The 24,740-nt window shown below is 69.0% G+C and carries 19 protein-coding genes and 1 pseudogene; 10 read left to right on the forward strand and 10 right to left on the reverse strand.

Annotated elements, in window-relative coordinates:
* From ACFOWZ_RS00005 to ACFOWZ_RS00015, 3 genes and pseudogenes are all read left to right on the forward strand, one after another.
* Positions 1-1,120, forward strand: a 1,120-nt coding sequence (locus ACFOWZ_RS00005; protein WP_382366857.1) for an HNH endonuclease signature motif containing protein, incomplete at its 5' end; no start/stop codon positions are given.
* 244 nt (positions 1,121-1,364) lie between these two features.
* A pseudogene (locus ACFOWZ_RS00010) lies at positions 1,365-2,447 on the forward strand (IS701 family transposase); the annotation flags it as partial.
* A gap of 1,132 nt (positions 2,448-3,579) precedes the next feature.
* The gene (locus ACFOWZ_RS00015) at positions 3,580-4,683 is read left to right on the forward strand and encodes a serine/threonine-protein kinase (RefSeq protein ID WP_382366859.1); all 1,104 of its coding nucleotides are present in this window, start codon (positions 3,580-3,582) and stop codon (positions 4,681-4,683) included.
* A gap of 3 nt (positions 4,684-4,686) precedes the next feature.
* On the opposite strand, the gene ACFOWZ_RS00020 is transcribed toward ACFOWZ_RS00015, so the two are convergent.
* Genes ACFOWZ_RS00020 through ACFOWZ_RS00050 form a run of 7 tightly spaced genes read right to left on the reverse strand, consistent with a single transcriptional unit; the run spans position 4,687 to position 13,325 of the window.
* On the reverse strand, positions 4,687-6,267 hold the full coding sequence (locus ACFOWZ_RS00020) for a CocE/NonD family hydrolase (RefSeq protein ID WP_382366861.1): 1,581 nt from the start codon (positions 6,265-6,267) through the stop codon (positions 4,687-4,689).
* On the reverse strand, positions 6,264-6,842 hold the full coding sequence (locus tag ACFOWZ_RS00025) for a TetR/AcrR family transcriptional regulator (protein WP_382366863.1): 579 nt from the start codon (positions 6,840-6,842) through the stop codon (positions 6,264-6,266). The genes ACFOWZ_RS00020 and ACFOWZ_RS00025 overlap by 4 nt, the downstream gene beginning before the upstream one ends.
* 44 nt (positions 6,843-6,886) lie before the next feature.
* Complete coding sequence (locus ACFOWZ_RS00030) at positions 6,887-7,486, reverse strand: VOC family protein (protein WP_382366865.1); 600 nt, start codon at positions 7,484-7,486, stop codon at positions 6,887-6,889.
* Entirely contained in the window at positions 7,486-8,916 is a 1,431-nt protein-coding gene (locus ACFOWZ_RS00035) for a hypothetical protein (RefSeq protein WP_382366867.1), read from the reverse strand. Before ACFOWZ_RS00035 ends, ACFOWZ_RS00030 begins: the two co-directional genes overlap by 1 nt.
* Before the next feature lie 41 nt (positions 8,917-8,957).
* Positions 8,958-9,956 (reverse strand): TerC/Alx family metal homeostasis membrane protein, encoded by a 999-nt coding sequence (locus ACFOWZ_RS00040; RefSeq protein WP_382366869.1) that lies wholly within the window; start codon positions 9,954-9,956, stop codon positions 8,958-8,960.
* A gap of 40 nt (positions 9,957-9,996) precedes the next feature.
* Positions 9,997-12,297: a beta-glucosidase gene (locus ACFOWZ_RS00045; RefSeq protein ID WP_382366871.1), complete on the reverse strand. Its 2,301-nt coding sequence runs from the start codon at positions 12,295-12,297 to the stop codon at positions 9,997-9,999.
* Positions 12,298-12,311: 14 nt separating this feature from the next.
* A complete protein-coding gene (locus tag ACFOWZ_RS00050; protein WP_382366873.1) occupies positions 12,312-13,325 on the reverse strand; it encodes a LacI family DNA-binding transcriptional regulator in 1,014 nt (337 codons plus the stop codon).
* A 133-nt stretch (positions 13,326-13,458) separates the two neighbouring features.
* On the opposite strand from ACFOWZ_RS00050, the gene ACFOWZ_RS00055 reads away from it, so the two are divergent.
* The 5 genes from ACFOWZ_RS00055 to ACFOWZ_RS00075 are packed head-to-tail and all read left to right on the forward strand — an operon-like array spanning position 13,459 to position 20,602.
* Positions 13,459-14,745, forward strand: coding sequence for an ABC transporter substrate-binding protein (locus tag ACFOWZ_RS00055; protein WP_382366875.1), 1,287 nt, complete (start codon positions 13,459-13,461; stop codon positions 14,743-14,745).
* On the forward strand, positions 14,745-15,719 hold the full coding sequence (locus ACFOWZ_RS00060; protein WP_382366877.1) for a carbohydrate ABC transporter permease: 975 nt from the start codon (positions 14,745-14,747) through the stop codon (positions 15,717-15,719). Before ACFOWZ_RS00055 ends, ACFOWZ_RS00060 begins: the two co-directional genes overlap by 1 nt.
* Before the next feature lies 1 nt (position 15,720).
* Positions 15,721-16,536, forward strand: a complete 816-nt coding sequence (locus tag ACFOWZ_RS00065) for a carbohydrate ABC transporter permease (RefSeq protein ID WP_382366879.1) — start codon at positions 15,721-15,723, stop codon at positions 16,534-16,536.
* 22 nt (positions 16,537-16,558) lie between these two features.
* Positions 16,559-19,570, forward strand: coding sequence for a glycosyl hydrolase 115 family protein (locus ACFOWZ_RS00070; RefSeq protein WP_382366881.1), 3,012 nt, complete (start codon positions 16,559-16,561; stop codon positions 19,568-19,570).
* Between the two features lie 21 nt (positions 19,571-19,591).
* Positions 19,592-20,602 (forward strand): endo-1,4-beta-xylanase, encoded by a 1,011-nt coding sequence (locus ACFOWZ_RS00075; RefSeq protein WP_382366883.1) that lies wholly within the window; start codon positions 19,592-19,594, stop codon positions 20,600-20,602.
* A 2-nt stretch (positions 20,603-20,604) separates the two neighbouring features.
* Here ACFOWZ_RS00075 and ACFOWZ_RS00080 read toward each other — a convergent pair whose 3' ends face one another.
* Positions 20,605-21,876 carry an SGNH/GDSL hydrolase family protein gene (locus ACFOWZ_RS00080; protein ID WP_382366885.1) on the reverse strand — a complete coding sequence of 424 codons (1,272 nt, stop codon included), beginning with the start codon at positions 21,874-21,876 and terminating at the stop codon, positions 20,605-20,607.
* 261 nt (positions 21,877-22,137) lie between these two features.
* Here ACFOWZ_RS00080 and ACFOWZ_RS00085 point away from each other — a divergent pair, with 261 nt between their 5' ends.
* Complete coding sequence (locus tag ACFOWZ_RS00085) at positions 22,138-22,797, forward strand: GNAT family N-acetyltransferase (protein WP_382366887.1); 660 nt, start codon at positions 22,138-22,140, stop codon at positions 22,795-22,797.
* On the opposite strand, the gene ACFOWZ_RS00090 is transcribed toward ACFOWZ_RS00085, so the two are convergent.
* Both ACFOWZ_RS00090 and ACFOWZ_RS00095 read right to left on the reverse strand, forming a co-directional pair.
* Complete coding sequence (locus ACFOWZ_RS00090; RefSeq protein ID WP_382366889.1) at positions 22,740-23,000, reverse strand: hypothetical protein; 261 nt, start codon at positions 22,998-23,000, stop codon at positions 22,740-22,742. The two genes, ACFOWZ_RS00085 and ACFOWZ_RS00090, sit on opposite strands and share 58 nt — an antisense overlap.
* Entirely contained in the window at positions 22,997-23,806 is an 810-nt protein-coding gene (locus ACFOWZ_RS00095; protein WP_382366891.1) for a phytanoyl-CoA dioxygenase family protein, read from the reverse strand. The genes ACFOWZ_RS00090 and ACFOWZ_RS00095 overlap by 4 nt, the downstream gene beginning before the upstream one ends.
* A 79-nt stretch (positions 23,807-23,885) precedes the next feature.
* Here ACFOWZ_RS00095 and ACFOWZ_RS00100 point away from each other — a divergent pair, with 79 nt between their 5' ends.
* Positions 23,886-24,638: a helix-turn-helix transcriptional regulator gene (locus ACFOWZ_RS00100; RefSeq protein ID WP_382366893.1), complete on the forward strand. Its 753-nt coding sequence runs from the start codon at positions 23,886-23,888 to the stop codon at positions 24,636-24,638.
* Positions 24,639-24,740 lie beyond the last annotated feature (102 nt).

Raw genomic sequence — 24,740 nt, forward strand, 5'->3', positions numbered from 1 at the left:
CGAGAGCGAGATGATGCAGGAAATCGCCGAGCTCGAACGGCGCGGAGCCGCCAGCGAGCTCGGCTACAAGGATTTGGCTCAGGTGTTGCGGCACGCGGTCCGCTGGGATCTCACCACCGCCAGGAAATGGGTCACCACCGCCGCGCGGCTCAGTGGAGCGATCACTCCGACCGGCAGCGAGCTCCAGCCCGAACTGCCCGCTACTGCCGTGGCGGTGGCGGAGGGTGCGTTGTCGATCGAGCACGTCGCCGTGGTCGCCAAGGCCATGGAAACGCTGCCCGCCGAAGCCGAAGCGCCCATGGTCGACTACGCCCGCGACCACGAACCCAACGAAGTGCGCAAGTTCGGCGAAGACCTGCTCTACCGCCTCTACCAGAACGACCCCGAGCCGCGCGATCCCGAGCCCGCGCCGCCCGGCAACGAACACATCATGCGCTGGAAGAACGGACGGCTGGAGATCCGCGCCAAGCTGGACAAGGTCACCGGCGCCAAGTACGAGGCACTGATCGACCCCTTGGCCAAGCCCCGCCCGCAGACTTCGGACGAGGGCCCGGACCTGCGCAGCCGCGAGCAACGCGAAGGCGACGCCCTGGCCGAGCTGATCGACCTGATGCTGCGCGCCGACCAACTCCCCGAACACGGCGGCGAACCAGTCACCCTCACCCTGACCATGCCCTACGACGACCTCGCCAACCAGATCGGCCACGCCACCCTCGACAACGGCGACCACATCCCAGCCGACCAGGCCCGTCAACTGGCCTGCAACGCGGGCATCATCCCCATGGTCCTGGGCGGCACAGGCCAGCCGCTCGACATCGGCCGCAAAACCCGCACCTTCCCCGCCGCAATCCGCAGGATCCTGGTCACCAGGGATCGGGGCTGTGCCTTCCCCGGCTGTGGCAGACCACCCAGACAGTGCGACGCCCACCACATCCGCCACTGGGCCGACGGCGGCGACACCTCCGTCGACAACGCCGTGCTGCTCTGCCGCCACCACCACACCCTGATCCACCAGAGCAAGTGGGAAGTCAGGCTGGTGACCGGGATACCGACGTTCTACCCACCGGCCTGGCTCGACCCACAGCGAAGTCCCAGACGCAACCTGATCAACACCGCCTGACCACAGCGAAGCGGTGTTGATCAAGATGCCTGCCCACGGCGAGGCGACGTTGATGACTGCCGCCGTGACCCCGGACCCTCGCCACCGCTGCCCGACCACGGTGAGGGCACCCCTGCCGACACCGCCTAGTACTACAGCCGCATGGCGTGATCTTGGTCGATGACCTGGCGGGGATGTGAGACGGCCACCGTGATCAACTTCGAGGTGTGTTGGGACTCGAAGCGAAACGGTGGCCGCGTTGCCGATCTTAGACCTGGAGGCGTGGCGGGCCGGGTTCGACGGCCTGTTCGCCCGGTGCGCGGGCCGGTTCGTGCAGGTCCAGACCCGCAGGCGGGCGCGGGCGTATGTGCTGGGCCTGCTGTCGCGGACCGAACGCAAGAACGGGTGGACCCTGGCCGAGCAGGCCGGCGAGGCCACCCCGGACGGTATGCAGCGTCTGCTCAATCACGCGGCGTGGGACGTGGGCAAGGTGCGTGACGACCTGCGTGGATATGTAGTCGACCATCTCGGGCATGAGCAGGCGGTGCTGGTCGCCGACGAGACCGGGTTCCTGAAGAAGGGCGTCAAGTCCGCCGGGGTGCGGCGGCAGTACTCCGGCACTGCCGGGCGGATCGAGAACTGCCAGCTCGGGGTGTTCCTGGCCTACGCCTCCCCGCACGGACGTGCGCTGATCGACCGCGAGCTCTACCTGCCCGAGGCCAGTTGGTGCGCTGACCGGGACCGCTGCCGCGAGGCCGGGATCGACGACGAGGTCGAGTTCGCGACCAAACCGGAACTGGCCCGCCTCATGCTCGAACGGGCCGTCGAGGCCGGGGTGCCGTTCTCCTGGTTCACCGCCGACGAGGCCTACGGCCAGAACCCCGGCCTGCGGTCCTGGCTGGAACAACGGGAGATCGCCTACATCAGGGCGATCCCGTGCAAGCAGGAACTCCCCACCGCCGCGGGAAAGCGACGCGCCGACACACTGGCCAGGCTCGTGCCGTAAACGGCCTGGCAGCGCCGTTCCTGCGGCGACGGCGCCAAGGGGCCACGGCTGTATGACTGGGCACTGGTCGACGCCGGCGAACACCACAGTCTGCTGATCCGCCGCTCGCTCACCCCCAACACCAAGGGCGTCCGCGAACTGGCGTACTTCCTCTGCCACACACCGAAACCGGCCTCGCTGGACGTGCTGGTCCTGGTGGCCGGAAGCCGATGGGCGGTCGAGGAATGCTTCCAGGCGGCCAAGAACGAGGTCGGCCTGGACCACTACCAGGTCCGCAAGTACGGCGCCTCGTACCGGCACATCACCCTCGCGATGCTCGCCCATGCCTTCCTCGCGGTCACCGCGAGAACACAAAAGGGGGCTCTGCAGACCGCGATGACGGCCTGATCCCGCTGAGCGTCAACGAGAGCAGGCGCCTGCACGCCGCCCTGACCTTCACCCCGCACCCGCGTTCCCACACCGAGGCCTGGTCACACTGGCGACGACGCCACCAACACCGAGCCCGGCAATGCCACTACCAGCGACGACTAAAAGATCACGGCCTACGGCTGTAGTACTAGCCAACGGCTGCATGGGTGGCCGTTTCTTCCTTCTGCGTGATACTTCTGCCGCAAGGAGTCGATCCCGCGAGGTCAATCCTGCAACGAGCGAATCCTGCGGGGTTAATTCCGCGAGGCCAATCCCGTGAGGCTACGCCCAATTCGGCTGATCTCGCGAAGCTGAAGCCAAGTGGCAATGACGAGCCGAGCCGAACCTCCCACTATCAACGCCACGACGGCGAAGCCGAGCACCCAGCAACCGCGATGGCGGAGCCGAGCCGGACAGGGCTATGCGTCATCGGGCAGCCGGTAATGAGGTGAGCCGACCAACAAACGGGACCACGCACGCTTGCGATTGGGGCTTGACTTCGGGTGCGAGGTGCTAGCCTTTTCGGATCGGGCGGGTGCGGAGCATCCGACCTTTTCCGCCCGACACAGCGCCTCGCAAGGGCCCCGAAGTCAAGCCCCAATCGCAATCGTCGCGAAGCGGCGATGAAATGACCCGGCTCGTCATACGGCATGCGCAACCACCAACCCAAGGCGACACGAACAGCACAAGGCGACCACCCCGCTGGAACCCGCGCTGAACCACCGCAAGCCGACCCGCGCAAGCTCCACCGCAAGCCGATCCCGGCCAAGCCGTCGCCGACAACGGCATCGCGATGTCCTCCAGCGACCTGTTCTCCGCGTCTACCGCCAGGAACTCGCGCACCCAGCTCGCCCCGCGATCGTCACAACCGCCGATCGTCACGCCAACGGCGATCAGTGCACACGGTGTCACCAAACGAGACCGGCGTTCCACCACGTTGGATTGTCCACCCAACGTCCTCGGTCGCTGCCGATTCGCACGGTCCTGGCGGCGGCCCCACCTCCTGATGGAGGTGACTCCACTTCCCCGACGGTTAGGTCACCCGTTCGGCGGGGAATCCCGGGTCATGCCGGACAGGAGTCTTCTCGCCGACCGCTACAGGCTGGGCGAGGTGCTGGGCACGGGTGGCGTGGCCGAGGTGCGCCGCGCCAGGGACACCGTGCTCGCGCGTGACGTCGCGATCAAGCTGTTCCGCAAGGGCCGCGACCTGGCGGACGCGCGCCGGTTCGACAACGAGATCCGCACGCTCGCGGGACTGTCGCATCCGGGGCTGGTGACGGTCTACGACGCGGACACGACCGGCGAGACACCGTTCATGGTGCTGGAACTGGTCGAGGGCCGCACGTTGCGCGACCGACTCGACCACGGGCCGATGCACGTCGAGGACGTGCGCTGCCTCGGAGCGGCACTGGCCGACGCACTGGCTCACGTGCACGATCAGGGGCTCGTCCACCGCGACATCAAGCCCTCCAACATCCTGCTGGGCGAGGACGACGTCCCGCGCCTGGCCGACTTCGGCCTGGTGCGCCTCGTGGACGGCGCTCGGTTCACGCGGGCCGACCAGGTCGTCGGCACGGCGGCCTACCTGGCGCCGGAGCAGGTGCGCGGCGGCGAGATCACCCCGGCGGTCGACGTGTACGCGCTGGGGTTGGTGCTGCTGGAATGCCTGAGTGGGCACCGCGAGTACGAGGGCGCCGAGATCGAGGCGGCCGTGGCCAGGCTGCACCGGCCGCCGGTCGTGCCGGACGACCTGCCGTTCGGCTTCAAGCGGTTGCTGACGCTGATGACATCCCTGTCCGCCGCCCGCCGTCCCACCGCGCGTGAGTGCGCCAAGGTGTTGCTCGCGGAGGACACGCAGATCCTCGTCGCCCCGCGTCGTTCACGTGGACTGCTCGCCGCCGCGTCCGCTGCGGTCCTGATCGCGGCGGCCGGCACCGGCCTCCTCGCGCAGAACCGCACCGGACCGGCGGAATCGGCGCCACCGGCCACCACCGCGCCCGTCTCGACGCAGCCGAGCACCGCTGTGCAAACCCAGACCCAGACCCAGACGCCGGCGCCGGTCGCCGAGCAACCGGTCGCCGAGACCGCCGCGCAGCCGCCCGTTCAGGTCCAGCAGAACGGCAAGAGCGGCAAGGGCAAGTCCGGCAAGGGCAAAGGCAAGGGCCCCTGACCGTCAGCGCACCGGCAGCGTGATCACGGACTGTCCGCAGTGGACGGTCTGGTCGGCGGCCAGCAGTGTCGTCGCGGTTGCCCGTGACTCACCGGTGCCGGGGTTGCGCGCATAACGCGGGAACGCGCCACTGGACACCTGAACGCGGATGCGGTGCCCGCGCCGGAAGCGGTACGCCGTCGGCCACAGCCGCACGGTGGCGCACTGGAGTTCGGTGGCGTTGGACAGGCTCACCAGGCCGTCGCACACGTTCCACGACCGGCCGTCAGGGTCGACGTCGCAGAGCCGCACGAACACGTCGGCGTGCGGCAGGCTGGACGAGAACCAGATCTCGGCGCTCACGTCACCGATGACCTCGACGTCCTCCTCCAGCACCGGTGTGGTGTAGGTGAGCACGTCCGGCCGCGCCTCCAGAGCGGTGTTGTCGACTCGGCCGCTGTCCCCGGCCAGGCGCACACCACCGGCGGCGGGCGTGGGATCGGCGGGGTCGTAGCGGTAGGAGTCCACTGAGGACTCCGCAGGAACCCCGGCGCTGAGCACACCTCCGGAAGCGAGGTGGAAGCGCTGCGGCGAGTAGCCGGGCGGCGGCCACGACGGGAAGTCGCGCCAGGCCTCCTCGCCCATGACGTACAGCCGGACCGGCTCGCGGTGCGGCGGCGTCACTCCGTTGGCGTGGGCGAGACCGAACTCCAAGGCCTCTTCGACGGGCGTGCCGGTGATGTCGGTGTGCGTCCACGGCCCGACGGTCAGCCGCGCGTTCCGGCCGTTGTCCTGCAACACCCGGTAGTCGCGCAGCTGACCGGGCAGGAAGATGTCGTACCAGCCCCCGATCGAGCTGACCGGCACCGTCACGCCGGCGACCCGCGGGCTGTGGTCGAGTCCTTCCCAGCGCGCGGAACCGGCGTCGTGGGTGAGGATGTCCTGGATGTACGCGGAAGGTTCGCCGAGCGCGGCCACGTCGGCCCGGCCGAGCGGGAGGACGTGCAGCGCCTTGGCGGTCTTGCGGTCCTGGAACGGTTTCCGCAGCATAGCGAGCGGGCGTTCCTGGGTGCCCACCAGCACGCCCCAGCCGAACGGCGTCTCCAGCGAGATGCCGTCGGGACGCAGGAACTCGAGCGTCAACGCGGACTCGGTGACGATCGGGATCATCGCCTTGACCTGCGGCGGCAGCTGGTCGGCGACCGCCCACTGCACGTGCCCGAGGTAGCTCAGCCCGTACAGCACGATCGCGTCGCTCCACGGCTGGGCGACGAGCCAGTCGAGGGTCGCGAGGCCGTCGGCGCGTTCCTGCCGCATCGGGTCGAACGTGCCGCCGGAGCCGAACCCGCCGCGCACGCTCTGGATCACCACCTGGTAGCCGCGTTCGGCCAGCGGTCTCGCGAACATCGTGCCGAACATGCCTCTGCCGTAAGGAGAACGGATCAACGCGGTCGGCAGCCCGTCGCCACCGGAGCGCGGCATCCACCTGTCCGCCAGCAGTTCCACGCCGTCGGGCATCGGCACGCGCAGATCCCGCTGCACCACCACGTTGCGGGTCAGAGGTGGGGAGAGCTTGAGCTTGCGTTCGAGGAGATAGCTGATCATCTGAGCTCCATCATGAGTGAGATCACGCTCAGCAGCCGGTCGGTGAAGGCCTCGGGGTCGGGCGCGCCGTCGACCACCCAGGTCGTGACGAACGAGCCCGCGCCGCCGGTGATGAACGCGGCGAGGTCGTCGATCGCCTGCGGGGAGAGCTTGTCGCCGTAGCGGTGCGCGACGCCGTGCCGGTTGAGCGGCAGCAACAGCCTGATCAGGCCGCGGTCCAGGGCGAACGCGCAGGAGCCGGTCAGCAACGCGCGGTAGAACACCCGGTTGTCCGAGAAGTGCCGGGCCAGGACGAGCGTTTCCGCACGCCCGTCCACGGGTTCGCGGAGATCTGCCAGGCGGGGCAGCAGCTCACGCCGCGCGAGGTCGAGGCCGGTCTCCAGCAGCAGCGTGTCGAGGTCGCCGAAGTGCTGGTAGACGACGCGGCGGCTGACGTCGGCGATCTCGGCGATCTCGGAGACCGTGATCGCGGTCGTGCCGCGTGCGCTGACCAGGTCGAAGGCGGCCTGCATCACCGCGGCACGGGTGCGGCGCACCCGCGGATCGCGTGCAGGCTCGGCCTCGTGCAGATCCATGCCGCGGATCGTGTAACACCTGTTACTAAGTAGTCAAGTGTTACTTATCTGAGCTCGTGCCCCGAGATCACGGCGACGAGGGCGGGTTCCGGGGCCGAGCGGACCTCGACCGAGGCGCCGAGGGCGTGCAGACAGGACGTGATCAGCGCCGGCTCGGGGTGCTCGACGTGCACCGACTCCAGCACGAGACCGGGCGGCGCGGAGATCGCCGGTGAAGGCGTGTCACCCCAGCTGATCAGGAACGGCACGACTCCGCCGGTGAGGGCGTTGCTGGTCAGCCGCCACCGCAGCACGTCACCCGAGGCCGTCCGCCGTTGTCCGTCGATCACGGCGCCGGGATCGAAACCCGCGGTCGCGGCCGCGGTCCGCGCCTGGTCGATGTCGTCGCACGTGATCGCCCAGCCGACCAGGCCCGGCGTCGTCACACCGTCCACTCCGAACGGACGGGGCAGATCCGGCTCCGGCTGGCCCGGATCCGGCGCGATGATCTCCAGGTACGTCCGCTTCCCCAGCGCGAGCAACCTGTTGTGCGTCCCCAGACCGAGGTGCTGGCCACCGCCCGCGGCGCGCACACCGAACCGTTGCTCGATCTCGTCGACCGCGGCGTCGAGCTCCGGCGCGGCGTAGACCAGGTGGTCGATCATCACTCACCCCGTCCGAGGTACTTCTTGATGCAGTGGACGACGCCCAGACGGCTGGCGAACGCGTTGAAGTCGGCGAGCCGGACCACCGAGAACCCGAAACCGGTCCACAGCCGTTCCATCTCGTCGTCGATCACCGCGAGGTCGGCCTGCTCGCCGTACCCGAACGTCGGCAGGTAGACCGACTTCCCAGCGCTGGAACTGTTCTCCACCAGGCAGTTGTTCCAGGTGATGTGGTGCCACGACCGCACCTGGACCACGGTGTCCGGCTGTGCGCCCGCGGCCGTGAACTGGGCGACGACCTCGCGCAGTTCGGCACCGTCCGGGGTGGCCGCGAAGTCGCGCAAAGCGGCGAACGTGAGGCGCTGGGTGATCTGCGGCCGGTGCACGAGCGGGTTGCGCACCACGGCGAAGCCCAGCCGGTCGAACTCGGCCGCGATCTCGTCGTAGGCGGTCTGCAACGCGAACGGCGACTTCGTGCCCAGTGCGGCGTCGGCGAGCGCCGGGCTGCCGACGAGCACGCGGAACCGGCCGTCGTCCGCCGGTCCGGCGAGCGTCACGAACATGTCGATGTGGAAGATCGGCTGGAGGTCCCCGGTGCCGCCACCGGGCAGGTCGAGGAAGAACTCCCCGTCCGAAACGGTCGCGTAGTACCTCTTCAGGCCCAACGGTCGTTTCGTGCCCACGAGCTGGAGCTCGCGCGTGCTGTCCACGTGCCGCCGGAACAGCTCCCGCACGAACTCGACCTCCGTGCGGCCCTCCGGCACGCTGATCGGGAGCTCGCCGCTGCGGATCAGTTCGAGCGTGTCGAGGACGTAGTCCGTGCCCAGCAACCAGAAGTCGTCACCGATCAGGCAGTTCCCGCCCTGGAACACGAGCGGCGCCTGGCTCGCCCGCAGCGCGGTGAACTCCTCGGCGGTGTCCGCGATCAGCGAGTCGCCCGAGCGCGGGAACGACCACGGTTCCAGCAGGTAGGTGCGGAGGTCGTCGGTGTCGTCGGCGTCGACGAGCGCGAGGTAGCCGTCCTCCGCCCAGTCCGTGAAGTCGACGTAGTCGGGCATCGGCACGTACGACACGTTCGTGGCGGGATGCCCGCTGAACCACTCCTCGACGAGCTGCCGGTCGCTCTCGTGGTGCACCACGACGAACCGGGTCCCGATGCGCATCGCGTTGATCACCGAGCGGTAGCCCGCCGTGAGTTCCGGCGCCTGCACGCCGTAGGAAGGGAACGAGAGCAGCAGGCTTTCGATCGTTCCCGACCACGACGAGATCAGGCGCGGGCGCTGCACACCCGGCCTGGCGCGGAACACGTTCAGCGTGGTGGCGCGGGTGGAGTCGAACGCGGGGAACAGGTCCGAGTCGGTGCGCTTGTGGTGCGGCGCGTCGGGAACGAGGAAGCGGTAAGCGGCGTCTCCGTACGTGCCGGCACCCACGGTGCACCTCCGATATCGACGGACGAGCGTGGGCAGAAACCCTAGTCGGTTCCGGGCTCCTTGTGGCCGTGCAGCGCCCCCGCGTGCGCCTTCGCCGACGGATCGTTGCGCGTCTTGACGAGGCTGGCGACGGTCACGATCACGAGGATGCCGATGATCACGCCGAGGCTGAGCGGGGTCGGCACCTCGGGGATCGACGCGGAGATGTCGACGTGACCCCAGTGCAGGATCAGCTTGACGCCGATGAACGCGAGGATGACCGCGAGACCGGCCGACAGGTACACCAGCCGGTCGAGCAGGCCCTTGACGAGGAAGAACAACGCGCGCAGGCCGAGCAGCGCGAACGCGTTGGCGGTGAACACGATGTACGGCTGCTCGGTCACGCCGAACACGGCGGGGATCGAGTCGAGCGCGAACAGCAGGTCGACGCCGCCGATGGCCACGAGCACCACGAACAGGGGAGTGGCCATGCGCTTGCCGTCGATCCGCGTGAAGATCTTGCCGCCCACGTAGTCGTCCGTGACGGGCAGGAGCTTGCGCGCGGTCTTCACCACGACGTTGTTCTCGACGTCCGGGTCCTCGTTGCGGTGCCGGAACAGCTGCACGGCCGTGTAGATCAACAGCAGGCCGAACAGCAGGAACATGAACGAGAACAACGACAGCAGCGTGGCGCCGACGGCGATGAAGATGCCGCGCATGATCAACGCGAGCACGATGCCGAACGTCAGCACCTTGTGCTGGTGCTCCTCGGGCACCAGGAACGTCGTCATGATGATCACGAAGACGAACAGGTTGTCGACCGACAGGCTCTTCTCGACGATGTAGCCCGCGAAGTACTCCGCACCGAACCCGCCGCCGTGGGCCGTGGCGAACCACACGCCGAAACCCACGGCGACGAGGATGTAGAACACCGACCAGAGACTGGCCTCGCGGAAGCCGATCCGGTGAGGGCGCCACGCCGCGAGCACGAGGTCCACCGCCAGCAACAGGACGATCAACCCGATCGTCACGGCCCACGTCAGTCCGCTGATCTCCAGCACAGAGCACTCCTCCGACAACCCGGCCTGTCCGCAATGGACACTACCGAATGTCGAAGACCGGTGTCAGAACGCGGTCGTACCCCACGCGGCGGCGAGGGCCGGTGAGCACGAGCCGCAGAGCCGCGTGGACGTCCGTGCTCGACCTGCCGACGCGGAGCTCGACGTCGCCCTGGTCGACCTGACGGTGGCCCGCGCGGCCGGTGTAGGCGGTGAGGTCCGCGTGCAGCTCGGCGGTGACGGTGCGGGTCTCGCCGGGTGCGAGGTCGACCTTCACCGCGCCGATCAGCTGCTGCGTCGGCCTCGCGACCTCGGCCACGGGGTCGTGCAGGTAGATCTGGACGACCTCGGTGGTCGCGATCTCCTTGTCGTTGCGCAGGACCGTGACCAGCCGGCACGTGCCGTCGGTCGGCCACTCCCGCGCCTCGACGCCGGCGGTCAGCCAGGTGACCGGCGCGTAGGACAGGCCGTGGCCGAAGGGGAACAGCGGCGTCGGGTCGACGCTGCTGATGTCGGTGCGCTCGCCGAGCGGTGCGACGAGGTACGTCCACGGCTGGCTCGTGCCGGCGCCGGGGAAGGTCACCGGCAGCCTGCCGGACGGGTTCGTCCGTCCACTGAGGACGTCGGCCAGCGCGGACGCGCCCTCCTCGCCGGGATAGAAGCCGCAGACGACGGCCGCGAGCCGGTCGATCTGGCGGTGCAACTCGTACGGCCGTCCGGACAGCAGCACCAGCACGACCGGGGTGCCCGTCGCGAGCAGCGCCTCCAGCAGCTCCTCCTGCCTGCCGGGCAGCCTGAGGTCGGTGGCGTCGCAGCCCTCACCGGACGTGCCCGCGCCGAACAGGCCCGCCTGGTCGCCGAGCACGGCGACGCAGACCTCCGACTCGCGCGCGGCCTCGACGGCCGCGGCGATCTCCTCGTCCGTGCCGCCGAGCACCGGGCAGCCGAGCGAGAACACGACGTCGTGGTCGGCCCGCAGCGCGTCCACGACGGTGGGCACGTCGAGGCCGATCGGTACTTCCGGGTGGTGCACGCCGACGTGCAACGGGAACGAGTAGCAGCCCATGACGGCACCGGCGTCGTTCGCCCGCGGGCCGACGACGGCGACCTTGCGCCTGCCGGTGAGCGGGAGCAGTCCGTCGTTGTGCAGCAACACGATCGACCGTTCGGCGAGTCGCCGCGCCAGTGCCCTCGACTCGGCGTCGTCGAGATCGATCTCGTCGCCGGGCACGTCGGGGGAGTAGTCCGGGTCGAGCAGGCCGAGCTCGAGCTTCTGCAGCAGCACGCGTTCGAGAGCGCGGTCGACCACCGCCTCGTCGACGGTGCCGGCGTCGAGGGCGGCGAGCAGAGGTTCGCCGTAACAGTCCACAGTGGGCAGTTCGACGTCGATGCCCGCGACGAGCGACTGGATCGCGGCGTCCTCCCGGTCCGCCGCGACGCCGTGCAGCCTGTGCAGGAACGGGATGGCGAAGTAGTCGGCCACCACGGTCCCGGCGAACCCGTACTCGTCGCGCAGCCGTTCGGTGAGCAACCCGGGATCGGCGGCGGCCGGAAGACCGTCGTTGCTGGTGTAGGAGTTCATCACCGAACGCGCACCCGCTCGCAGCGCCATCTCGAACGGCGGCAGCAGCACGTCGGCGAACTCGCGCGGGCCGACCGAGGACGGCGCGAGGTTGCGTCCGGCGCGCGAACCCGAGTGGCCCGCGAAGTGCTTGAGCGTGGCGACGATCCCCGCCGACTCGAGCCCGGAGACGTACGCGCTGCCGATGAGCCCGACGAGGTGCGGGTCCTCGCCGATCGACTCCTCGACGCGGCCCCAGCGCAGGTCCCTCGTCACGTCGAGCACCGGCGCGAGGCCCTGGTGCACGCCGAGGCGGCGCATCGACCGGCCCATGAGCTCGGTCATGCGCTGCACCAGGTCCGGTTCGAAGCTCGCGCCCCAGCACAGCGGCGACGGGTACACCGTGGCCTGCCAGGCGGCGAGGCCGGTCAGGCACTCCTCGTGCACCACGGCGGGAATGCCGAACCGGCTGCGCGTGATGATCTCCCGCTGGGTGCGGGCGAGGCTGCGGGCGCCGACCTCCGGCGCGATGGGACGCGTGCCGAACACGCGGGTGAGCTGGCCGAGACCGTGCTGGACGAGCTCGTCCCAGTCGATCGGCGCGGCGAGGTCGTGCTGGTGAGGTGCGACCTCGCCGCCGGACTCGATGCCGACCCACACCCCGTACAGCTGCGCGACTTTCTCGCGGACGGTCATCCTGGTGATCAGGTCGCGCACGCGGTCGGCCGGCGCGGCCTGCGGATCGCGCCAGAGCTCGCCGGACGTGGTGGCCTCGGTCGTCACAGGTCCTCCTGGAGTCAGGAAAGCAGTGCGCGCGTCGTCTGGCGGACGACGAGCTCGGTGCCGAGCGTGATGTGCGTGTCTTCCGGCTCTTCGCCGTTGATGAGCCGGACCAGCAACGTGACGGCGCGCTGGCCCATCTCCCGGATCGGCTGTTGCACCGTCGTGAGCGGAGGGGTGCACAGCGCGGACTCGGGGATGTTGTCGAAGCCGACCACCGAGAGGTCCTCCGGCACCCTCAGGCCGAGCTCGAGCGCGGCCTCGATGGCACCGATGGCGGAGATGTCGTTGGCGGCGAACACGGCGGTCGGACGGTCGGGTCCGCTCAGCAGCGCCCGTGCCGAGTCGGCCGCCACGTCGTGGTCGTAGTCACCGCGGCGGATCAGGCTCTCCTCGACCTCGATGCCCGCGCTGGCGAGCGCGCCCCGGTAGCCGGTTTCGCGCTGCTGGGCGGACTTCAGGTCCTCGCGGCCGGTGAGCAGGGCGATCCGGCGGTGGCCGAGCGCGAGCAGGTGCTCGGTGGCGAGCCGTCCGCCGTGGAGGTTGTCGGAGTCCACTGTGGGCAGTGCCGCGCGCCCGGTGTGCGGGTCGACGGCGACGACGGGTGTGCCGGGCAGGCCTTCGAGGTCGACGGCGGGCGTGACGAGCACGGCACCGTCGACCAGGGTGCCGCTGAGCCGCGTCAGGTAACGCTGCTCCCAGCCCTCCGGGTCGCCGGTGCGTCCACCCGCCGAGTACACGACCAGCTCGAAACCGGTGCCGCGGATGGCGTCGGCCGCGCCCTTGAGCAGTTCGGTGCTGAACGGCTCGATGTCGGCGACCAGGATGCCGATCACGTTGGTGCGGTGGTTGCGCAGGCTCTGCGCGACCAGGCTCGCCTCGTACCCCAGCTCCTTGATCACGGCCGTCACCTTCGCGAACGTGTCGGCGGAGACGCCGTAGCGCTGGTTCAGGACCTTGGACACGGTGGCGACCGAGACGCCGGCCTGAGCGGCGACGTCACGGATCGTGACACGAGAGCGGGGAGGCACGGGGGCCAGGCTAGCGTTGTAAAACGTTATCGACAACGATTGACACACGGCGGCGGACGCGCAATTCTCACTACCCGTCGCGCACCGCTCACCGCCTGTCCAACTCGGCCACCGTCGTCAGGAGTGGACCTCAATGCGTTCTGTGCACAAGTTGTCCGTCGCCCTCGCCGCCGCAGCGACGCTCCTGCTCGCCGCGTGCAGTGGTTCGGGTGGCGGCGACGCCTCAGCCAACGGTCCGGTCACGCTCACCTGGTGGCACAACCGGACCACGGAACCGATGAAGACGATCTGGCAGCAGATCGCCGACGACTTCCACAAGACCCACCAGGACGTCTCGTTCACGATCGAGCCGCTGCAGAACGAGCAGTTCCAGACCAAGGTGCCCCTTGCGCTGCAGGGCAACACACCACCGGACATCTTCCAGCAGTGGGGCGGTGGCTCACTGGTCTCGCAGCTCAGCTCCGGCAAGCTCGCCGACATCACGGAGGCGTCGAAGAGCTGGATCGGCCCGCTCGGCCAGGCCGCGACGGGCTGGCAGTCCGGAGGCAAGCAGTACGGCGTGCCGTACCAGATGCACGCCGTCGGGTTCTGGTACCGCAAGGACCTCTTCGCCACCGCCGGAGTCACCAGTCCGCCCACCACGCTCGACGAGCTGAACGCCGCGGTCGCCAAGCTGAAGACGGCGAACCTCGTGCCGATCGCCGTCGGCGGCAAGGACCGCTGGCCGGATGCCTTCTACTACAACTACTTCGCCATCCGGCAGTGCTCCGTCGACTCGCTGAAGACCGCGGTGGAGAAGAAGGACTTCGCCGACCCGTGCTTCACCAAGGCGGGCGAGAACCTCAAGGCGTTCCTGGACACCAAGCCGTTCCAGGACGGCTTCGTCGGCACCCCGGCCCAGCAGGGCGCCGGCAGCTCGGCCGGCATGCTCGCGACCGGCAAGGCCGCCATGGAGCTGCAGGGCGACTGGAACCCGGACGTGATGCAGTCGCTGACCGAGGACAAGGACCTGGACTCGAAGATCGGCTGGTTCCCGTTCCCGGCCGTGCCGGGTGGTCAGGGCGACCCGAAGGCCGTCCTCGGCGGCGGTGACGGCTTCTCCTGCACCACGCGTGCGGCCAAGGCGTGCGCGGACTTCCTCGGCCACCTCGTCGGCGAGGAGGTGCAGAAGAAGCTCGCCGCGACGGGCTCCGGCCTGCCCGTCCACCCGGCCGCGGTGGCGTCGCTGAAGACCGAGACGCACAAGCAGATCGCGGAGTACGTGTCGAAGTCACCGCACCTGCAGTTCTACTTCGACATCGCGATGCCGACCAACGTCGGCCAGGCGCTGAACGACGCGATCGCGAACTTCTTCGCAGGACAGGGTGACCCGAGCACGATCGTCGGGTCGGTCAGCAAAGCAGCCGCCGGGAACAAGTGATGAGCGCCGCGATCTCAACGCGGCCACCGACCGCCCCCGTGCCGCACGCGCCAGCGGCCGGGGGCACCCGGCGGCGGTCGCGCCTGCGCACCCGGCTCGAGCTCACGCTCCTGCTGGGACCAGGCCTGCTGCTGTTCGCCGGGTTCGTCCTGGTGCCGATCTGCGTCGCCGCGTACTACAGCCTCTACTCGTGGAACGGCTTCGGCCCGCTGACGGACTTCGTCGGCCTGGACAACTACGTCGACGCCTTCACCGGTGACGTGTTCCAGGGCGCCATCGGGCACAACCTGATCATCGCTGCGCTCTCGATCATCGTGCAGCTCCCGCTCAGCATCAGCCTCGCGCTGCTGCTCAACCGGAAGCTGCGCGGCCGGACGTTCCTGCGCATGGTGGTTTTCGCACCGTACGTGCTGTCCGAGGCCGTGACCGCGGTGATCTGGCTGCTGATGTTGCAACCGGGTGGGTTCGTCGACGAGGTCCTGCGCAGTGTCGGCCTCGGGTCGTTCGTGCACCAGTGGCTGGCCGACCAGGGACTCGTGCTCTACACGTTGTTCGTCGTGATCACCTGGAAGTACATCGGGTTCGGCGTGATCCTCCTGCTGGCAGGGCTCCAGGGCATCCCCGCCGAGCTGCGGGAGGCCGCCGCGCTCGACGGCGCGTCGAGCTGGCAGACCACCCGGCACGTGGTGCTCCCGTTGCTGGGGCCCACGATCCGCGTGTGGATCTTCCTGTCGGTGATCGGGTCGCTGCAGCTGTTCGACCTGGTCTGGATCATGACTTTGGGCGGGCCCGCGAACGCGTCCACGACCATGGCGACCTACCTGATCGACCACGGGTTCAAACGGTACGAGTTCGGGTTCGGCAGCGCGGTCGCGGTGATCCTGTTCATCATCTGCTTCACCTTCGCGTTGTTCTACCAGCGGTTCGCACTGCGCCGGGACACCGACGGCGCGTTGACCAGGGCGGTGAGCTGAGATGGCACGTCGCAACACCGCCGGCTACCTGGCCGCGTTCGCCGTCGTCGGCATCACGGTGGTGCCGCTGCTGTTCGTGTTGCTGGGCGGGTTCCGCACCACCGCCCAGATCAACTCCTCGCCGGCGGGCCTTCCCGGCCCGTGGGTGTGGGAGAACTACCGGGACGTGCTGACCTCGCCGGTGTTCTGGCGACTGCTCTGGAACAGCGCGCTGATCGCGGTGATCGCGACGACGCTGGCCGTCGCGTTCGGTTCGATGGCGGCGTTCGCGTTGTCCCGCTACGTCTTCCGAGGCCGCGAGTTCTTCTACACGGTGTTCACCCTCGGCCTGCTGTTCCCGCTCGGGGTCGCGACGCTGCCGTTGTACCTGTGGCTGCGTCAGCTCGGGCTGCTGGAGAACCCGCTCGGCGTGGCCATTCCCGAGGCGGCGTTCTCCCTGCCGATCACGATCGTGATCCTGCGGCCGTTCATGAACGCGATTCCCACGGAGCTCGAGGACGCCGCGTTGCTCGACGGCGCGGCCAGGCTCGGGTTCTTCTGGCGGATCCTGCTGCCGCTGTCCCGGCCCGCACTGGCCACCGTGTCCGTGCTCGCGTTCGTCAGCAGCTGGAACTTCTTCCTGTTGCCGCTGCTGGTGTTCAACGACTCCAGCAACTTCACGCTCCCGCTGGGCGTCGCGATGTTCCAGTCGGAGCACACCGAGGACACCGCGAAGGTGCTCGCCTTCACCGCGCTGTCCATGATCCCGGCACTCACGTTCTTCGTGCTCGCCGAACGCCGAATGGTGGGAGGTCTCACCGGTTCGGTGAAGGGCTGACACCTGGAGGAGGAGCTCAACGATGACCTCGCCCCTCGCCCGTCGGAACTTCCTGCAGCTTCTGGCCGCTCTGACAGCGGGAGCGAGCGTCACCGGAACAGCCTCTGCGGCCGACCTCGTGTCGGGGCAGGGCGGTTCGGCACGCTTTCCCCTGGTGTCGAAGAGAAGAGCGGCACCGATCGTGGTCAGCGCCGCTGACCACCCCGGGGTCGTGCGGGTCGCGGCCGATCTCCAGGCGGACGTCGAGCGCGTCACCGGGATCAAGCCGCAGCTCGTGAACGCGCTCCCTGCCGACGGTGACGCGGTGCTGATCGGCACTCTCGGCAGCCCGCTCGTCGACGGGCTCGACCTCGACGTCGCCGGCGTCGCGGGCAAGTGGGAGACGTCGCTGACCCAGGTCGTGCGAACAGGTCGCAGACGCCTGCTGGTGCTCACCGGCAGCGACCCGCGCGGCACGATCTACGGCACGTACGACCTCTCCCGCGGCATCGGTGTCTCGCCCTGGTACTGGTGGGACGACGTACCCGTGGAGCACCGCGACGAGCTGCACGTGTCACCGGACCGGCGCAGCCTCGGCACACCGTTCGTCAAGTACCGCGGCATCTTCATCAACGACGAGAACCCGGCGCTGGGCACGTGGGCGCCGCGCTACTTCGGGCCCGGTCACGCACCGGGCCACCCCGGCGGGTTCAACCACCTGTTCTGGGAGAAGGTCTTCGAGACCGTCCTGCGGCTGAAGGGCAACTACGTCTGGCCGGCGGTGTGGGGCCGCGCGTTCGCCGAGGACGATCCGCTCAACCACGCCACCGCCAAGCGCTACGGCATCGTCATGGGCACCTCGCACGAGGCGCCGATGATGCGCGGCATCGAGGAGTGGAACCGCCACGCCAAGCCGGGGCAGGACCCGTACGGCGGCACGGGGGAGTGGAGCTTCCGCCGCAACCCCGAGGCGATCAAGGCGTACTGGGCCGACGGCATCAAACGCATGGTGGACGAGGACTTCGAGGGCGTCGTCACCGTCGGCATGCGCGGCAACGGCGACACCCAGCTGCCCGACGGCGACAGCATCGAGCTGATGCAGTCGATCCTCGCCGCCGAGCAGGAGGTGCTGGCCCGCGTCACCGGCCGCGACCCGGCGGAGATCCCGCAGGTCTGGACCCTGTACAAGGAAGTGCTGCGGTACTGGGACAAGGGACTGCGGCCACCGGACCACGTCACCGTCGTGTTCCCCGACGACAACTGGGGCAACCTCTGCAAACTGCCGGACCAGTCGCTGCCACCACGCGCGGGCGGGTACGGCCTGTACTACCACTTCGACTACGTCGGTCTGGGCCGCAACTACAAGTGGGTCGACACGTGCGCGCTCGCCAACCTGTGGGAGCAGCTGCACCAGGCGGCCGAGTACGGCATCTCCCGGCTGTGGGTGGCCAACGTCGGCGACTTCAAGAGCAACGAGCTGCCCACCCAGTTCTTCCTCGACTACGCGTGGAACCCCTCCGCACTGCCGTTGGAGCGACTGTCCACATGGGAGCGTGAGTACGCCGGACAGAACTTCGGCAGGCGCGAGGCAGCGGCCATCGCCGAGGTGCTGCACACGTACGGCACGCTCCAGGCGCGGCGCAAACCCGAGCTGCTGAACCGCCGCATCAACGTCGAGGGCAACGCGATCGTCTACGACGACAAGGCCACGCCGTTCAGCCTGGTCCACTACCGGGAGATCGACCGGGTGACGGAGGAGTGGCGCAAGCTCGGCGAGCGAGCCGAGCAGATCGCCGCACGGATTCCGGCGGCGTACCGGGACGCTTTCTTCGAACTCGTGTTGTACCAGGTGAAGGCCACCGCGAACCTGTACGAGCTGCGGCACGCTGAGTTCACGAACCTCTTCTACGCCGGGCAAGGCAGGGCACTGGCGAACGACCTCGCCGCGACGACCGAGGCGCGGTTCGCCGACGATCTCGCTCTGGCCAACCGGTTCAACACCGTGGTCGCCGGTGGGAAGTGGAACGGGTTCCAGACGCAGCCGCACATCGGCTACGGCGATGTCGAGCGCTACGGCCCGAACGCGCCGTGGCAGCAGCCGGAGAAGGACCACGTGGCGCTGCCGGACGAGATCTTCCCACCGGTCCGCCGGATCACCGCGGCCGACGGTGCCGAGATGGGCGTCGCGATCGACGGCTCGGAGCAGTGGTGGCCGTCCTCTTCGGACACACCGGTGCTGCCGGAGTTCAGCCCGTTCCAGACCCAGCCCGCACAGTTCGTGGACGCCTTCAACCGCGGCCGCACACCGTTCGGCTGCACGATCCGCGCCGGTGCGCCGTGGCTGGTCGTGCGGCCGGCGACGGGACAGGTCGAGAAACAGCTGCGGGCGACGGTCGAGGTCGACTGGAAACGTGCGCCGAGGGGAACGACCCGCGTTCCGATCGTGGTGTCGGGCGCGGGTCGCACGGTGACCGTCGAGGCCGTGGTCCGCAACCCCGTGGTGCCGCGCTCGTGGCGGCACGGGTTCATGGAAGCCAACGGATACGTGTCGATGGAGGCCGAGCACCACAGCGCCAGCATCGCCGCGAACGGCGTGCGGTGGCGGCGCATCCCCGACCTCGGCCGGACCGGAGCGGGCCTGAAGCCGTTCCCGGTCACCGCGGCGAGCCAGGATCCCGGCCGTGGTCCGCGGCTGGAGTACCGGATGACGTTGTTCACCGCGGGAGAAGTGACCGTGTGGGCGCACCTCTCACCGCGGGCCGGCGTGCTGCCCGTACCGGGGCTGCGGTACGCGGTGTCGTTCGACGACGCGGCACCCCAGGTCGTGGACGTGATCAAGACGACCGGTGCCGACCACTCCCTGCTGAACCGGCCGTGGGAGCGCATGACCTCCGACAACGTCTGCCTCACTGCCACCAGGCACGTGCTCACCCCCGGACCGCACGTGCTCAAGTTCTGGATGGTCGATCCGACCGTCGTGGTGCAGAAGCTGGTCGTGGACACCGGCGGACTGCGACCGAGCTACCTCGGACCGCCGGAGAGCAAACGCATGTAGTCAACCCCAACAGGAGCGACAATGAAGTTGCGCTTACCACGGGTTCTCGCGATCACGGCGGCGGCGGCCGTGATGGTGACGGGCCAGGCGGTTCCGGCAACCGCAGCGGGACCGTTGAAGGACATCACGAACAGGTACGTCGGCAGTGCGGTGGCCGCCGGGCCCCTGGGCAGTCAGGCGGACTACCGATCGGTGCTGACGCGGGAGTTCGACAGCGTCACCCCCGAGAACGAGATGAAGTGGGCGGTGGTCGAACCGAACCGCAACCAGTTCAACTGGTCCGGTGCGGACGCGATCGTCAACTACGCCCAGCAGAACGGCAAGACCGTGCGCGGGCACACGCTGGTGTGGCACAGCCAGTACCCGAACTGGCTGAACAACCTCGGTGGCGGCGAGCTGCGCACCGTGGTCCAGCAGCACATCAACACCGAGATGGGCCGCTACCGCGGCAAGATCCGTGCCTGGGACGTCGTCAACGAGATCTTCGAGGAGAACGGCTCACGACGGCAGTCGATCTTCCAGACGCGGCTCGGTGACAACTTCGTCGCCGACGCCTTCCGCGCGGCCCGTGCCGCCGACCCCTCGGCCAAGCTCTACATCAACGACTACAACACCGAGGGCATGAACGCCAAGAGCAACGCGATGTACAACCTGGTGCGTTCGCTCAAGCAGCAGGGCGTGCCGATCGACGGCGTCGGCATCCAGACCCACCTGGCGACCCGGTACGGCTACCCGTCGGGGTTCCGGCAGAACCTCGAACGGCTCGCCGCCCTCGGCGTCGACATCGCGATCACCGAGGCCGACGTGCGCATCCAGCTGCCGGCCGACCAGAACAAGCTGAACCAGCAGGCCACCATGTACAAGCAGATCTGGGACGACTGCCACGCCGTCTCACGGTGCGTCGAGTTCACCACGTGGGGCTACACCGACCGTCACTCGTGGGTGCCGGGCACGTTCCCCGGTGAAGGCGCGGCCTGCCTCTTCGACTCGAACCTGAGGCCGAAACCCGCCTACACCAGGATCAACCCGTAGGTTCAGCCTCGGAAGAGGCGCGTCGGCACCGCCTCCGCCAGGGCCCGGTACCCAGCCGGGTTCAGGTGGAGGTGGTCGCCCACGTCGAACGCGGGCAGGAGCTGCCGGGGAGTCGCGGGATCCCGTACGGCGGCGTCGAAGTCGATGACGGCGTCGAAGCGGCGGCTGGTCCGGATCCACCGGTTCACCGCCTGCCTGGCCGTCTCGCGGAAGCCGCCGGGGTCGTCGTAACCGGCGCCGCCGAAGGGGAGCAGCGTCGCGCCGTACACCGGGATGTCGTGCGTGTGCGCCCGTTCGATCACCTGCTGGTAGCCCGCGATCAGGTCGTCGGCTGTCTTCTTCTGCGAGCTCTCGTCGGGTGCGGCCGTGCCGATGTCGTTGACGCCCTCGAACAACAGCAGCCACGCGACACCGCTCTGCGCCAGCAGATCGCGGTCGATCCGCGACAGCACGCTCGGCCCGAGACCGTTGTTCAGCACGCGGTTGCCACCGGCGGCCTGGTTCAGCACCGCGATCCGCCTGGTGTCGTGACCGGCTTGGAGCCGGTCGAAGAGCCGGTCGGGCCAGCGGTCGTTGCCGTTGGTGGTGGAGCCGCGGCCGTCGGTCAGCGAGTCACCGATGACGACGAGGGCTCTGGCGTCCGCGACGACTTCGACACCGCTCAGGAAGTACCAGTGGTCGGTGGGCGTGGCGTTCGGCAGGCCCGCGTCCTCGACGTGGTTGCCGGCGATCAGGTGGGACGTGGTGCGGGAACCCGGATGCGAGGTGATCGAGCTGGAGGCCTGCCCGTCGGCAAGGAACACGCTCACCGTGAGGTTCGTGCCCGGTTCGAGCGGGAAGTCGAGCGGATCGGACACCACCAGCGCCCCGGCCGTGATGTCCACTGAGGACCGTCCGTTGAACGTCACCTTCCTGACCGTGCCCGGCTGGACCTCGTGCACGCCCGCCTTGCCGTCTTTCGGCAGCGCGACGGTGACGGCGGTGATCGGCAGAGTGGCGCCACCGAAGGCGTTGTTGAAGCGCAGCCGCATCCGCCGGCCGCCGATCGTCACCCGCACGGTCTGGCGCAGGGTGGCGTTGGCCAGCACCAGTTCACCCTGGGTGAAGGGCGGTGGCGGCATGTTGTGCGGCTCGCACAGCTGAGGCATCGAGACCCAGGTGTTGACCCAGCGGGACCTGCCCCGTGTTCGCGGGTCGGCGATCGCCCGGTTGCCGGTCACCGCAGGGGTGACGATCGCCGTGGCGGCCACGCCGAGGAGTGAACGTCTGCGCATTGACCCTGCCTTTCCGGGAACTGCTCGGAAATCTCAACGTAGAGGGAGGTTTGCGGGGCCGTCAATCGTTGTGTGAAAGCGCTTTCCGAGCTGCTGGCGGTGCGTCGTCGGCGGGTTCGTGCTGACCGTCCACAGGGGATTTCGGGTCGCTTCGCCGACGTGTAGTCGCGTCGGCCGATTTCGGCACGCTCGGTCACCGGCCCCCGCCTTCGTCGGAAACCGTCTTGTGGGAGCGCTCCCACGTGAGCGACGATGGTGAGTATGAGCCCATCACCTGTCGTCCGGCCCTACCGCCCGGACGACCACGCCGCGCTGTACGACATCTGCGTCCGGACCGCCCACGAGGGTGGCGACTCGCGCCACATCTACCCGGACCTCGACCTCATGCCGAGCATTTTCGCCGGGCCCTACGCCGAGCTGGCGCCGGACCTCACCTTCGTGCTGGACAACGGCGAACGTGCCGTCGGCTACGTTCTCGGCACGGCCGACACGGCCACGTTCGTCGAGCAGTACCGGGAGTCCTGGCTGCCGAAGCTGGTGCACCGGTACCCGGCGCCGACCAGCCAGCCGGTCACGCCGTCCGAGGTCATGATCGGGCTGATGCACGACCCCGGACGCATGCTCGTGCCCGGGCTCGAGGACTATCCGGCGCACCTGCACATCGACCTGCTGCCCCAGTACCAGCGACAGGGGCACGGCCGCGCGTTGATGTCGGCCTTCCTCGACGCGGTGTGGCGCAAGGGGGTGCCGGGCGTTCACCTCGGCATGGTCACGGCCAACACCGCGGCCAGGGCCTTCTACGACCGGCTCGGCTTCCACGAGATCCCGATCGCCGACCCCGGTCCGCTGACCTACCTGGGCCTTCACTCCAGCTTTTCGAAGAAGAACTCGTGCTTGAGGAACGACGTGTCGTACTCGTGACCGGGGTTCGGCGGGATGAGCTGGGAGGCCTGGAACAGCCGCCACCCGTCCCGCAGCGCGTCCACGCCGGTTTCGTACGGCGGTTCGTCGCCGTCGCCGGCCGTCGGGGCGGTCCGCCCGGTGCCGTCGTAGGACGACCAGCCGACGACAGGGGCGTCGAGCGCCGAGTTCGCCAGGTACAGCACCAGAACTCGCTGCTTCACGCGGTCCTCCCCGGACGGTTGGTGACCCTGGTGACCCAGTGGTCGAGGTCGAAGTCCGGGTCGCACGTCAGCGCCCGCCAGAGCCTGATCCGGTTGTAGATCTCCAGCCGTCCGGTCGCCCACTCGTACCAGGGCATCCTGGTGTCGAGCTCGGCGAGCACCTCCGGTGAGTCGAGGTCGGTGGTGTCCCACCAGCGGATCTGCGGGACCGTCGGGTTGAGCCGGATCTTGAACATGTACCGCCGGTGCGCCGAGTCGTTGCGCCGGCCGCCGTGCCAGATCCCGTGGTGCAGCAGGAGGATCGTGCCGGCCGGGCAGGTGAGGCGCACCTGGCCGCGCAGGTTCTGGTAGCGGCCGGTGTCGGTCTCGTTGGTCCGGCGCAGGTGGCTGCCCGGCACCAGCAGCGTGCCGCCCATCTCGGCGGTGACCTCGTGCGGGTAGTACATGAGCTGGACGTCGAACGCGTCGGGACGGGTGTCGATGATGGCGTCGGCGTGCAGGTGCTGGGCGGCGCCCTCGTGCGGCTCCCGCACGTGCACGGCGTGGTGGTCGACGTTCGGGGAGGGGCCGACGAGACTGCGCACGGCGCCCGCGATCGCCGGGAGGTCCATGATCCGGCGGACGAACGAGCCTTCCTCGTAGGCGTCCGCCAGCGGTGTTCCGTAGGGGAGATCGGGCATTCCGTGCGGCATCGCCGCCATGGCCGCGTGGTTGAGGACGTCGGGGACGACCGAGTCGAGCCGCAGGAAGCCCTGCGCCACGAACCGGGCGACCTGCGCCGACGACAGCAGTTGAGTGGTTTCCACACGACGAAGTCTGGGCGTTTCCCGTTGTCTTGTAATGGGTTGCACTCACCAATACTGGTAATTTCTCACCGTGGAGCGGGTGAGCGTGCGGCTGGGCGAACCTCCTGTCGTCGTGAACCTCGGAGTCGGTGTCCACGGCACCTCGCGCCCGCGTGACGTCTTCCGGCTGCCGGACCTGTGGCAGTTCCACCTGTACGGCTACGACGGCGAGCTCGACGTCGGTGGCCACCGCCACCGGATCAGGCCCGGCCACGTGAGTCTGGTGCCGCCCGGCGAGCGGATCACGTACCACTACCGCGGACGGTCGGAACACCTGTACGTCCACCTGCGCCTGGCCGAGACCGGTGCGGCCAGAACGGTTCCGGTGATGCAGGACGCCGGTGCCGACACGCCCGTGCTCACGACGTTGCTGCGCCAGGCGATCGCGGTCGCGGCGACCGAGCCCGCCATGGCGGTGGCCGCGGTGTGGACGGCGCTGTGGCACACGGCGCGGCTGTCCGACGCCACGGGACCACACGCCGCGGTGTCCGCCGCCATCGCCCACATCGAGTCGAACCTGGCGGGGCCGTTGAGCGTGGCGGAGGTCGCGGCGGCCGCGGGGGTGTCGCACAACCACCTGACGAGGTTGTTCCGGGCGGAGACGGGGACGACCGTCGTGGCGCACATCCGCCAGCGCCGGCTGCACCGGGCCCGCCATCTCCTGCGCGAGTCGACGTTGCCGATCGCCGCGGTGGCGGCAGCCGTGGGCATCCCGGACCTGCAGGCGTTCAACAAGGCCTGCCGCCGGGTGTGGGGTGCGTCGCCGCGCGCCATCCGCGCCGGACACCAATGAGGTTGAACGGTCAGGGTTCTCTCGGCGTGTCGCCAGCGTGTCGCCCCTTGTTGTTTGGCGCGAAAAGCACGTTCGGGCCATCTATCGGCCCGAACGTGCTTT

Source organism: Lentzea rhizosphaerae (assembly GCF_042649515.1).
Lineage (GTDB): Bacteria > Actinomycetota > Actinomycetes > Mycobacteriales > Pseudonocardiaceae > Lentzea > Lentzea aerocolonigenes.